Source organism: Paraburkholderia phymatum (genome assembly GCF_038900715.1).
Taxonomy (GTDB): Bacteria; Pseudomonadota; Gammaproteobacteria; order Burkholderiales; family Burkholderiaceae; genus Paraburkholderia; species Paraburkholderia phymatum_A.
Map to the genome: position 1 here is coordinate 334,188 of NZ_JAYMRZ010000002.1, position 12,525 is coordinate 346,712.

Annotated in this window: 9 protein-coding genes and 1 pseudogene; 4 read left to right on the forward strand and 6 right to left on the reverse strand. The window is 62.5% G+C overall.

Annotation, left to right across the window (positions count from 1 at the left end):
- Window positions 1-17: 17 nt before the first annotated feature.
- From VSR68_RS04775 to pdhA, 3 genes are read right to left on the reverse strand one after another with little or no spacing between them, the layout of a single operon-like run.
- On the reverse strand, window positions 18-1,133 hold the full coding sequence (locus tag VSR68_RS04775; protein ID WP_342938689.1) for a dihydrolipoamide acetyltransferase family protein: 1,116 nt from the start codon (window positions 1,131-1,133) through the stop codon (window positions 18-20).
- Between the two features lie 4 nt (window positions 1,134-1,137).
- Window positions 1,138-2,118, reverse strand: a complete 981-nt coding sequence (locus tag VSR68_RS04780) for an alpha-ketoacid dehydrogenase subunit beta (RefSeq protein ID WP_342938690.1) — start codon at window positions 2,116-2,118, stop codon at window positions 1,138-1,140.
- Window positions 2,111-3,271 carry a pyruvate dehydrogenase (acetyl-transferring) E1 component subunit alpha gene (pdhA, locus tag VSR68_RS04785; RefSeq protein ID WP_342938691.1) on the reverse strand — a complete coding sequence of 387 codons (1,161 nt, stop codon included), beginning with the start codon at window positions 3,269-3,271 and terminating at the stop codon, window positions 2,111-2,113. The genes VSR68_RS04780 and pdhA overlap by 8 nt, the downstream gene beginning before the upstream one ends.
- A gap of 513 nt (window positions 3,272-3,784) precedes the next feature.
- Here pdhA and VSR68_RS04790 point away from each other — a divergent pair.
- From VSR68_RS04790 to VSR68_RS04805, 4 genes are read left to right on the forward strand one after another with little or no spacing between them, the layout of a single operon-like run.
- Window positions 3,785-4,930 carry a DUF2827 domain-containing protein gene (locus VSR68_RS04790; protein ID WP_342938692.1) on the forward strand — a complete coding sequence of 382 codons (1,146 nt, stop codon included), beginning with the start codon at window positions 3,785-3,787 and terminating at the stop codon, window positions 4,928-4,930.
- Window positions 4,927-6,078, forward strand: coding sequence for a DUF2827 domain-containing protein (locus VSR68_RS04795; RefSeq protein ID WP_342938693.1), 1,152 nt, complete (start codon window positions 4,927-4,929; stop codon window positions 6,076-6,078). Before VSR68_RS04790 ends, VSR68_RS04795 begins: the two co-directional genes overlap by 4 nt.
- On the forward strand, window positions 6,075-6,686 hold the full coding sequence (locus VSR68_RS04800) for a hypothetical protein (RefSeq protein ID WP_342938694.1): 612 nt from the start codon (window positions 6,075-6,077) through the stop codon (window positions 6,684-6,686). The genes VSR68_RS04795 and VSR68_RS04800 overlap by 4 nt, the downstream gene beginning before the upstream one ends.
- Window positions 6,683-7,813 carry a DUF2827 domain-containing protein gene (locus VSR68_RS04805; RefSeq protein ID WP_342938695.1) on the forward strand — a complete coding sequence of 377 codons (1,131 nt, stop codon included), beginning with the start codon at window positions 6,683-6,685 and terminating at the stop codon, window positions 7,811-7,813. Before VSR68_RS04800 ends, VSR68_RS04805 begins: the two co-directional genes overlap by 4 nt.
- Before the next feature lie 64 nt (window positions 7,814-7,877).
- On the opposite strand, the gene VSR68_RS42735 is transcribed toward VSR68_RS04805, so the two are convergent.
- The 3 genes and pseudogenes from VSR68_RS42735 to VSR68_RS04830 all read right to left on the reverse strand — a co-directional run bounded on the left by VSR68_RS42735 (window position 7,878) and on the right by VSR68_RS04830 (window position 12,511).
- On the reverse strand, window positions 7,878-11,441 hold the full coding sequence (locus VSR68_RS42735; RefSeq protein WP_428983465.1) for a YadA-like family protein: 3,564 nt from the start codon (window positions 11,439-11,441) through the stop codon (window positions 7,878-7,880).
- Between the two features lie 324 nt (window positions 11,442-11,765).
- Window positions 11,766-11,831: pseudogene (locus VSR68_RS42740) on the reverse strand (ESPR domain-containing protein); the annotation flags it as partial.
- A 272-nt stretch (window positions 11,832-12,103) separates the two neighbouring features.
- A complete protein-coding gene (locus tag VSR68_RS04830; RefSeq protein ID WP_342938698.1) occupies window positions 12,104-12,511 on the reverse strand; it encodes a hypothetical protein in 408 nt (135 codons plus the stop codon).
- Between the last annotated feature and the right edge of the window lie 14 nt (window positions 12,512-12,525).

A 12,525-nucleotide genomic window follows, 5' to 3' on the forward strand; every position in this document is an offset into this window, starting at 1 on the left:
ACATTTGCGGCGAACCGCTATTGCGCACTCTGCAAGTCCGCGATGGTGGCCGCGAGAAACCGCGCCGCCTCGCCGCCCGTGACGACGCGATGATCGAACGTGAGGCTGAGCGGCAGGATGCGGTGCACGGCGGGCACGCCCTCCGCCGCGACGACCTGCTCGTGGATGCGCCCCGCGCCGAGGATCGCGACGGTCGGCGGCACGACGACGGGCGCCGCGTATTTGCCCGCGATCATCCCGAAGTTCGACAGCGTGATCGTGTTGCCGCGCATCTCTTCGGGCGGAATCTTGCGCGCGCGGATATCGGCGCGCATCCGGTCGAGCCCGCCGCGCAGATCGGCGGCGTCGCGATGCGCGACGTTGCGCAGCACGGGGACGAAGAGCCCGTCGGGCAGATCGACGGCGATACCGAGATCGATTTTCTCCAGCACGTGACGCCGCCCCGTATGGCCGTCGAACCACGCGTTCAAACCCGGCTCCGCGCGGCAGCCGGCAACCAGCGCGCGGATCAGCCGGATCGTCACGTCGGTGCGCGGCGGCCACGCGTGGATGTCGGCGTCGTCGATCACGGTCGCCGCGGCCACTTCGCTCTGCGCGCGCGCCATGTTGTGCGCCATCGCGCGACGCACGCCGCGCAGCACTTCGGGCGGCCCGAGTTCGCCGAGTATCTTCGCGACGCGCTGCACGTCCGCCGCCGTGATGACGCCTTCGGGCCCCGACGGCGTCACCATCGACAGATCGACATCGAGCTTGCGCGCGAGCGCGCGCGCGGCCGGAATCGCCTTGATCGCGCCGCCCGCGCCCACACCCGACGTGAGTGACGCGGGCGACTCCTGCACGACGTGCTGGCCGACTTCCATATGGCCGACCACGGTGCCCGCGTCGGCGGCGTCCTCGCCCTCACCTTCGAACGCGACGAGCGGCGCGCCGAGATGCACGATGTCGCCCGTCTGTCCGAACAGCTTCGCGATGCGGCCGGACTGCGGCGACGGAATATCGACGATCGCCTTCGCCGTCTCGACCGCCAGCAACGGTTGATCCGCGCGGACTTCGTCGCCGCTCTTCACGTGCCACTCGACGATTTCCGCTTCCTGCAAGCCTTCGCCCAGGTCGGGCAGTTTGAAGATCTTCATGGCCTCACGACGCCTCCAGAGCCTGCCGGACGGCCGCGACGATGCGCGCGACGCCGGGCATGTATTGATTCTCCAGCCGGTACAGCGGCACGACGACGTCGTAGCCGGTCACGCGCTGCACGGGCGCGAGCAGCGAGTAAAGCCCGCGCTCCGCGATGTTCGCGGCGATCTCCGCACCGATGCCGCCCGTGCGCGAGCCCTCGTGCACGATCACGCAGCGGCCCGTCTTCGCGACCGATGTGAGAATCGTGTTCATGTCGATCGGCTTGAGCGTCGCGACGTCGATCACCTCGGCCATCACGCCTTCCTGCGCGAGCAGATCGGCGGCGGCCTGCGCGTCCTGCACCGCGCCGCCCCAGCTGACGAGCGTGACATCGGAGCCGTCGCGCAACGTGAAGCAGGTGTCGAGCGGCAGCGCTTCGCCGTTGTCCTCGACCGTTTGCCGGTACAGGCGATAGAGGCGCGTCGGCTCGAAGAAGATCACCGGGTCGGGATCGCGGATCGCCGCGAGCAACAGGCCATACGCGCGCGCCGGCGACGACGGCGTCACGACGCGCAAGCCCGGAATGTGCGCGAACAGCGCCTCGGGGCTTTCGGAGTGATGCTCGGGCGCGTGGATGCCCGCGCCGCACGGCGCGCGGATCACGAGCGGACACGCGAGGCGTCCGCGCGTGCGGTGCCGCAGGCGCGATGCGTGATTCAGCACGTGATCGATCGTCGGATAGAGAAAGCCGCTGAACTGGATCTCCGCGACGGGCCGCAGCCCCATCGCCGCCATGCCGATCGCCGCGCCCGCGATCCCCGTTTCGGCGAGCGGCGTATCGAGCACGCGTTGCGCGCCGAAGCGCGCCTGCAAGCCGGCCGTCGCGCGAAACACGCCGCCGTTCACGCCGATGTCTTCGCCGAGCAGCACGACGGCGGGATCGTGTTCGAGCTCGTAGGCAAGCGCCTGATTGAGCGCATCGATCATGTTGAGATCAGCCATGACCGTTCTCCTGACCGTTGCCTTGCCCACTCGCCTGGCCATTCGCCTGGCCATTCGCCCGGCCGTTCGCCTGTCCATTCGCAGCAACGGGCGCGAAGCGCTGCGCGGCTTCGAGCTGCTCGCGCAACGCGTGAGGCAGGCTCTCGTACAGGTGATCGAACATCGCGGACACATCGGGCGGCGGCACGGCGAGATACGCTTCGACGGCCTCTTCGACTTGCGCATGACAGGCCTTGCCGAGTTCTTCGTCCTGCGCCTTGTCCCAGACGTTCATCCGCATCAGGTACGTGCGCAGACGCAAGAGCGGCTCATGCGCCCATTGCTGGCGAATGACTTCGGAATCGCGATAGCGCGTGGCGTCGTCGGCCGTCGTGTGATCGCCGAGGCGATAGCTGAGCGCTTCGATCAGTGTCGGGCCATCGCCGCGCCGCGCTTTTTCGAGCGCCGCATACACGACCTGATGCATCGCGATCACGTCGTTGCCGTCGACCTGCAAGCCGTCGATGCCCGCCGCGATCGCTTTCTGCGCGAGCGTCTGCGACGCGCTCTGCATGCCGCGCGGCACCGAGATCGCCCACTGGTTGTTGTTGATGACGAGCACGAGCGGCGCCTGCCAGACGCCCGCCATGTTCATCGCTTCGTAGAAGTCGCCTTTCGACGTGCTGCCGTCGCCGAAGATCGCGACGGCCACGCGCGGCTCGCCGCGCAGCTTGAACGCGTAGGCCGCGCCCGCCGCATGACAGACCTGTGTGCCGATCGGCACGCAGTTCGGAAAGTCGAGACGGGGCCCGCTGAAATCGCTGCCGCGCTCGTCGCCGCCCCAGTACAGCAGGCTTTCCGTCATCGTGACGCCGCGCAGCAATTGCGCGGCATGATCGCGGTAGGACGGAAACAGGACGTCGTCGGCGTGCATCGCGCTCGCGACGCCGACACCGATCGCCTCTTGCCCAACCGACGAAGCGAACGTCCCGAGCTTGCCGGTGCGCTGCAGCGCGACCGCTTTGGTATCGAAGGCGCGCGTCAGCACCATCGCGCGATAGAGCGGGATCAGCGCCGCCGGTTCCCGCGCGAAGGCCGGCAGGGGCTGCACGGGCTCGCCGTCGGAGCCGAGGTATTGCGTATACCCGATGTGAAAACTGGCAGTCGTGGTCATGACCGCCCTCCTTGTTCGTTCAGATCTGAATGCGTGCAGGAGCTCACGTGCACATCCTGTGCCGGTTGGCGCGGGCGTGCCCGGCTGCCGGGGACGCGAGTCCGGACAGCCTCTTCCTTTGACAGCCGAAGCAGGCATAAGGTGCGAACTTTTTGGCGATTTACACGTAACGGGGACGCATGGGCGTGTGGGCGTGTGGGCGTGTGGGCGTGTGGGCGTGTGGGCGTGTGGGCGTGTGGGCGCGTGGGCGCGTGGGCGCATGGGCGCATGGGCGCATGGGCGCGTGGGAGCATCGGCGCATAGGCGCGCGGCCGATGCCGCAATGCAATAAATGCTTCGCTTCGTGATGACCGTTTCAACGTGTTCATTCCGCGTGACGAACGCCTTGCATCCGTTGTTGAAAAACAGAAACCCTGCCTAAACTCACGCGATCCAAACCGGCCGCAGCCAGCACCGAGAACGCAGAAATGGCGCCGGTGTCCGTTGTCGGTATCGACACGAGGGGGTGATCGGATGCGCATTGGAATCTCTGTCCTCAGCCACAAGGACCAGAGCATCTGGCAAAACGGCATTGGACAGAATGTCGTGTTTCTCGCGCTGACATTGCAGCGGTTGCGGTGCGTGCAGTCGGTGCTGTTGATCGACGTCGGCAGCGAGCAGCAACTGCCCCGAGAAGTCAGCGCAATCGCCCCTTCTCTTCGTATCGTCACGCAACGCGAAGCGACCGATGAAGTCGACGTCATCGTCGAAATGGCGGGCGCCCTCGACCCTCAATGGCTCGCGTTGATGCGCGCACGCGGCCGCAAAGCGGTGTTTCTCTGTTGCGGCCAGCCTTATGTCGCGCTGATCGAGCCGGCCATCTTCGGGCGGCCCGTCTATGCGGCCCGGCCGGAGCGTTGCGACGAAGTGTGGTTGATGCCGAAAGACCGCGCCCATATTCCGCTGATGCGCACGCTGCATCGCTGCCCCGTGCATGTCGTGCCCTTCCTCTGGCATCCCGCGTTCGTCGAGGCGCGCGTCGCCGAAATCGAAGCGCTCGGGTATCGCTACGGCTACGACGCGGATCGCTCGGCTCGCACCGAATCCGGTTCAGGGCTGCGTGTCGCGATCTTCGAGCCGAACATTTCCGTGGTGAAAACGGCCAGCATTCCGATGCTGATCTGCGATGAAGCCTATCGCGCCGACCGTCACGGCATCTCGGCGATGCATGCCCTCAACACATTGCATATGAAAGATCATTCGACCATGCTGCATCTCGCCAACTCGCTCGACATCGTGAAAGAACATCGGGCGACTTTTCACGGACGTCACGATACAGTCGGCTTCATGGCGCAGCATGCGGACGCCGTGGTCGCGCATCAGTGGGAAAACGACCAGAACTACAGTTATCTCGATGTGCTGTATGGCGACTATCCGCTGATCCACAACTCGCCGTGGCTGCGCGATGCGGGCTACTACTACGCCGGTTTCGACGCGCAGGACGGCGGTCGTCAGTTGCAAGCGGCAGCGCTTCATCATCACGGGCAACTGGATGCATACCGCTCGCGCTCGCGCACGGTATTCGATGCCGTCAGCCCTTTCCAGCAGCGCAATGTCGACGCATACGAAGCGCGGCTGCAATCGCTCGTTTGCGGCACCGGCTTTGGATACGCGGCGTGAGCGGCGCGGCTCGATCGGCGAAGCGGCTTCGTGTCGGCGTCTCGCTCTATGTGCGCAAGGGCGAGCAATCGCTGTGGGAAAACGGCATTTTTCAGAACTGCCTGTTTCTCGTGACGCTGCTCAAGCGGATTCCGTCCGTGCAGGAAGCGAGCATCGTCGTGGGCGGCGGCGGCGATGTGACGGACGCGCGACGGTTCATCGAAGATACGGATGTCGCGTTGATCGACATGCAACATGCGGCGTTGCATCTGGACGTGATGATCGAAATGAGCGCGCAACTCGATCGCGAATGGGCCGTCAGGTTTCGCGAGCGCGGCGGAAAGCTGGTCACGATGCGCGTCGGCAATGACTACGTGATCGACATCGAGCGGATGATCTTCGACAAGCCGCACGCGCTGCTGATCAGCGGGTCGCCGTATCACGAAGTCTGGACGCTTGCCGAGTACGAGCGCACCTGCGCGCCGTACTATCGCAGTGCGATACGCGCGCCCGTGCGCATCGTGCCGCACCTGTGGAGTCCGCTCGTGCTCGAACGCGGGGCCGCAAGCCTGCCGCCCGGTCAATCATTCGGCTACCATCCGGGGCGCAGGCGCTGGCGCGTCGGCATCTTCGAACCCAATGTCTGCATGGTCAAGACAAGCCACTTGCCGATGCTCTGTTGCGAAGCGGCGCATCGCGTCAACGCCGATGCGATCGAACACGTCTGGGTCTGCAACACACTCGGCATGAAAGAGCACGCCGGCTTCGATGCGTTTGCACGCAGCCTCGATATCGTCCGGCATGGACTGACTACGTTCGAAGGGCGCTTTCCCACCTATCAGCTATTGAGCGAACACGTCGATGCCGTCGTCGCCCATCAATGGGAAAACGCGCAGAACTACCTCTACTATGAGGCGCTGCATGGCGGATACCCGCTCATTCACAACTCACATCTGATCGGCGATTGCGGTTACCGCTACGACGCATTCGATTGCGAAGAAGGAGGCGCCGCGCTTCTGCACGCGTTCGCCGCGCATGACGTCAATCTGGGCGAGTATCGCCGCACGGCACGTGCGTTCTTGCAAACGCTCGACCCGGAGAATGAACACAATGTCAGGTCGTACAGTGAAGCGATCGCTTCTCTGTTTTCCGCAGAGGTGCCGACATGAGCCGTCATATAGCGTTGACTGCCTGCCTGGGCGCGCTTGCCGCATTTGCCGCGCTCGCTGCAAGCTGGCTTGTTACGGCGAACTATGGTTTCGCGCAGGGCGTGCTTGCCCAACCCGGTACGCCGGCTGAAACACGCGATCCCCTCTCGATCGCCGCCGCCAACGCGGGCGTGCGCCAGTGCGCGCCTGTGCTGGGCGCGCTGTCGTCCATCGGCGGGCGTGACGCCCGCAACAGCGATGTGCTGTTCGACTGGGACCGCCGGCGCGCCGACGTGGCCGCGGCGTTCACGCTAGTCGGTCTGGAATATGCGCAAGGCAACGCAGCGCTTTCGCTCACGGCCGTTCCGGAGGCGGACGGCTCGTGCTCGGTCGCAGCAGAGCGGATCGCGTTCGATCTTCACGCATGCAAGGAGATCGCGCAGCGCGAACTGCATGGGTATCAGGCGACGCCATTGCTCGCGCACATGACCGTCTACACGAGAGCGCAGGATCGAGGCTCTTCCGTCTCGCTGATCGACTCGCCGCCCGGTTGCCTGACGATACGCCGCTATGTGAAGTACTCGACGCGCTCAACGGCTATTTCCGCCGGCAGCGGAGCGTCGCCATGAGCGGGGTGTCGTGCATCGGCATTACGATCGGACTTCACCAGCCCGACGAAACGCTCTGGAACAACGGCATCAAACAGAACGCGGCGTTTCTTGCCGAGACGTTGCGTTACTGTGATGGCGTCAACGAGACCTTGCTCGTCAATACCACTGAAGTACCCGTTTCTTCTGCGTTGCCCTGGGATCTCGCGACGTGGCCTACCGTTGCATTCGACGAGGCCAGGGACCGCGTCGACGTCATCATCGAACTCGGCGGTCAACTCGACGAAGCGCGAACGGATTATCTGAAGCGGCGCGGCGTGCGCGTCGTGTCCTACTGCTGCGGATTCGAATATATCCATGCAGTGGAAAGCATGCTCGCGGGCAAGCAGATGTTTGGCAAAAACCTCTTCATCAATCGGCGATATGACGACATCTGGGTTATTCCGCAGGTCGCGGGAAACAGTCAGTCGTTCTTCGAAGTGCTGCGCCGGCACCCCGCTCGAGTCGTGCCGTTCGTGTGGAGCCCCGTGTTTATCGAGGAACGCGCGGACAAGCTGCCCAATCGCGGGCTGTTCGAGCGCCGCGAAAAACCCGTTCGGCTGACGGTGATGGAGCCGAATATCAACATCGTGAAGTTTTGCCTGTATCCGGCATTGATAGCGGAACTCGCGTATCGCGAACGTCCCGGCGACATCGCGTTGCTGCAAGTCACCAATGCATTGACGCTCGCGCAGAACAACATCGATTTCATCGCGCTGATGAATCAGCTCGACATCGTTCGACAGCACAAGGCGGTGTTTCTCGGGCGCTACGATACGCCCGATTTTCTGGCGTCCAGCACGGAAATCGTCGTCTCGCACCAGTTCGACAATCCGCTGAACTACTTCTACCTGGAAGTATCGTGGCAAGGCTATCCGCTCGTGCACAACGCGCCGCTGTGCGCCGATCTCGGCTACTACTATCAGGGCAACGACGTGCACGACGGCGCTCGCCGCGTGCTGGATATTCTCGATGCGAGCGAGTTCGATGCGCATGCCTATCGAGAGCGCCAGCGACGGTTGATCGAACGCTACCTTCCGCACAACCGCGAGGTCGTGGCGACATATAGCGCGCTGCTTCAGGAGTTGCTGCGGCGGCCGGTCCGGTAGCGTGACTCGTGCACGCGAACGCAATGCGCGTTTGCCGATGCGGCATTTCCGGGCCGGCGCGGTATCACCATGAATAACCCATGCCTGCGTTGACCAGCACGCGGCTTCCGCCCGTTGCGCTCACGCCGAGCTTCACCACGGTAGACTGGGTCACGTGCGCACTCGCGCCCAACGCCAGCGCGGCGTAACCGCCATAGCTGCCGACGCCTGCTCCGATCTGGAACGTCTTGCCCGCTTCCACCTGCGGCAGGCCGGCCAGCGCGCCGGCCATCGCGACGCCCGAGTAGGCATAACGGGCGACGTTATTGACATCGCGCTGAACGCCCTGCAATTGCGACACATTGACGGCATCGGTTGGGTTGATACCGGGCGCGACGTTGGTGATGCGACGCTCGTTGCCGGGAGAACCGACCGAGACCGTATTGGGTTGATCCGCAATGGAGTTCGCGCCGATTGCGACGCTCGACGGCGCGGTGGCGCTCGCATTCGCGCCGAGCGCGACGGCGTTCGATCCGGATGCGATCGTGTTCGCGCCGACCGCGACGGTCGGATCGCCCAACGCCCGGCTTTGATAGCCCAGCGCGACCGAGCCTTCGTTCATCGCGGTGGCTCTGAAACCGATTGCGGTGGTGTTGGTGTCCTGCGCGAGGGATTGCGAGCCGTATGCCGTCGCGCCATTCGCGACCGTCGTGGCCGTTGCGCCGTTGACGTTGGCGATGCTGCCGGCACTGGCGCAGAGACCCGTCGCCGTCGTGTCGGTGCCGTTGGCGACGCCGCAGCCTGCCGCCAGTACGCCGCGCGCCTGCGTGCTGCCGAACGACCTGCCTTGAGTCGTCATTGCTCCGCCCGGACCCGCACCGCCCGACAGCGTGCCGGCCAGCGCCGCGCCGCGATTGGAGGCGACGTCCGATGCCGCGCTCAATTCCACCAGCGATGTCGAGAGCCTCGTGACGTTGAGGTTGGTCGAACTGATGCCCGCGACTGTGCTGCTGATCGTGCTCAGGCCCGTCGACAACGAAACGATGCCCGTCGATGTGGACGTCGAGAGACTGCCGAGCGCGCTGTTGGTTGCGTTGAGGCCCGTCGAGAGCGAGTCGATTCCCGTCGACAGCGATGCTATGCCTGTCGAGGTCGACGTCGAGAGGCTCGTCACGGTGCTGCTGGTCGTGCTGAGGCCCGTCGAAAGCGAGCTGATGCCTGTCGATGTGGACGTCGACAGAGAAGTCAGCTGGCTGTAGTTGACGGCGTCTGTCGGTTGAACGCCCGCCGCCACGTTGGTCAATGCCACCGGGGCGGAAGCGCCGGGGCCGCCCAGGGTGATCCTCGAGTGATCGGCGCCGTCGTACTGGACTGAATTGGCGACGCCAGTGGAAAGGGATGCGATGTTGCTGTTGGTTGTGCTCAGGCCTGTTGATAGAGAATTGACTCCGCTTTGTGCGGTGCTGATGCCTGTTGAGGTCGACGTCGAGAGTGACGTTATGTTGCTGTTTGTCGTGCTCAGGCCTGTTGATAGGGAATTCACTCCGCTTTGTGCGGTGCTGATGCCCGTCGACAGCGAACTCAGTCCCGTCGAAGTCGAGGTCGACAAAGACGCGACGTTGCTGTTCGTCGTGCTCAGGCCTGTTGATAGGGAATTCACGCCGCTCTGTGCGGTGCTGATGCCTGTTGAGGTCGACGTCGAGAGTGACGTCACATTGCTGTTTGTCGTACTCAGGCCTGTTGATAGTGAATTCACTCCGCTCTGTGCGGTGCTGATGCCTGTTGAGGTCGACGTCGAGAGTGACGCTACGTTGCTGTTTGTCGTGCTCAGGCCTGTTGATAGTGAATTCACTCCGCTCTGTGCGGTGCTGATCCCCGTCGACGCCGACGTCGACAGCGACGTCACGTTGCTGTTTGTCGTACTCAGGCCTGTTGATAGCGAATTCACGCCGCTCTGTGCGGTACTGATCCCCGTCGACGCCGACGTCGACAGCGACGTCACGTTGCTGTTTGTCGTACTCAGGCCTGTTGATAGCGAATTCACGCCGCTCTGTGCGGTACTGATCCCCGTCGACGCCGAGGTAGAAAGTGACGTCACATTGCTGTTTGTCGTACTTAGCCCCGTCGATAGTGAATTCACGCCGCTTTGCGCGGTGCTGATGCCCGTCGACAGAGAACTCAGTCCCGTGGAAGTCGAGGTCGACAAAGACGCGACGTTGCTGTTCGTCGTGCTCAGGCCTGTTGATAGCGAATTCACGCCACTCTGTGCGGTGCTGATCCCCGTCGACGCCGACGTCGACAGCGACGTCACATTGCTGTTTGTCGTACTCAGGCCTGTTGATAGTGAATTCACTCCGCTCTGTGCGGTGCTGATCCCCGTCGACGCCGACGTCGACAGCGACGTCACGTTGCTGTTTGTCGTACTTAGCCCCGTCGATAGGGAATTCACTCCGCTTTGCGCGGTGCTGACACCCGTCGACAGCGAACTCAGTCCCGTGGAAGTCGAGGTCGACAAAGACGCGACGTTGCTGTTCGTCGTGCTCAGGCCTGTCGATAGTGAATTCACGCCGCTCTGTGCCGTGCTGATGCCCGTCGAGGTCGACGTCGACAGCGACGTCACGTTGCTGTTTGTCGTACTTAGCCCCGTCGATAGTGAATTCACTCCGCTTTGCGCGGTGCTGACACCCGTCGACAGCGAACTCAGTCCCGTGGAAGTCGAGGTCGACAAAGACGCGACGTTGCTGTTTGTCGTACTCAGGCCTGTTGATAGCGAATTCACACCGCTCTGTGCCGTGCTGATTCCCGTCGACGCCGACGTCGAGAGTGACGTCACATTGCTGTTTGTCGTACTCAGCCCCGTCGATAGTGAATCCACCCCGCTTTGCGCCGTGCTGACACCCGTCGACAACGACGTCACGTTGCTGTTTGTCGTACTCAACCCTGTCGACAGCGAATCCACCCCGCTTTGTGCCGTGCTGATCCCCGTCGACAAAGAACTGAGTCCCGTGGAAGTCGACGTCGACAGCGACGCCACGTTGCTGTTCGTCGTGCTCAGGCCTGTCGATACGGAATTCACGCCGCTCTGTGCCGTGCTGATTCCCGTCGAGCTCGACGTCGAGAGTGACGTTACATTGCTGTTCGTCGTGCTCAGGCCTGTCGATACGGAATTCACGCCGCTCTGTGCCGTGCTGATGCCCGTCGAGGTCGACGTCGACAGCGACGCCACGTTGCTGTTCGTCGTACTCAACCCCGTCGACAGCGAATTCACGCCGGTTTGTGCAGCACTGATGCCCGTAGAAGTCGACGTCGACAAGGAAGCCACGTTACTATTCGCCGTACTCAACCCTGTCGACAGCGAATTCACACCACTCTGTGCTGTGCTAATCCCCGTCGATGCCGACGTCGACAAGGAAGCCACATTACTATTCGTCGTGCTCAACCCCGTCGACAACGAACTAATCCCCGTGGAAGTCGACGTCGACAGCGATGTCAGCTGCGAAACGTTGACGGCATCGGTGGGATTCACACCTGCCGCCAGATTTGTTATCTGGTGATCGTTAAGGGATGTCGTGCCATTCAGCGTAATCCCGGCCGGCCCATATAGCGTGATCGCTCCCGACGCGTTGTTCCCGGTCTGGCCTATCCACATGTAGGCCTGCGACCCGGCAACGCCTGCGTTAGCACTCGGGGCTTCCGTGAGGATCACCCCAGTTCCCGTTCCGCAATTGCCTTCAGCGAAACTAAAGTTCGCACCTGTATTCCACGCGCCGCTACCGGCGTTACTACGGCTATTAGCAGTGTTTGTAGCCGTTCCGGAACAGTTGGCGATCGCCCCAGCCCATGCGACATTCACTGCCCACATTGCAGCGACCGCGACTGCCACCCCTCTCGCGATCGGCCTTTTCATCCACACCCGCTTTACGTCTGAACGTCTGCCGCGACTGCTTCCGGATATCTTTCCACGAGCCCGCGCCAGTTCTGAAACAGCGACCCACGCACCCAATGCATCATTCCAGATCGACCGATACGCTGTGTTCATTTAAAACCTCATTGTTCGCCGATTGCAGAGCACGCGTGTCAATTCGCATATCTACGTTTCATCTTTCACACCTATATTTGTCGTATGGTTATTTAGCAAACAAGGGTCGCGATATCAGACCAACAGATCCTCTCGACGGAAGTCATCGAGAGAACGCCGCCAACTGAAACATAGGTTGATCTGCTGGACATGTTGAGAGCATCACGAGATCTTTTGAAAAAACGCAAATTTCGTGTACTCAAAGTCCTTCAGAGTGCCTCACAAGCCCGCGCTCAAATGAGCAGCTCGACCGAATACATGACGCGTCGAATATGGGGCGTACTGGTCCATGCTTCGTCGCGAATGATGCCGACCATCGAATCATCGAGTCGCTCGCTAACGGGGATCGCGCAAAGCGCATCACGCGATGCACAGAGTTCGATGAGCGGCCAGGGAAAGAGGCTCACCATATCCGTTCTTTGCAAGATCGCAACGGCGACGGCTAGCGAGTGCAGGAAATGGATGCTGCTTGGCACGGGCAGATTGTGTTGAGCAAACATCTTGTACGATGCGGAGCCCTCGGTCTCCGGGTCATCGACAATTGACGTTAGACACGCGAATGGAGGACACCATGCAAAGGCTTCGATAAACTGTGATCGGAGAATGCAGCTATCCGCCGATAAGCCGACAACCGCCCGCACTCGCGGCCTCACCG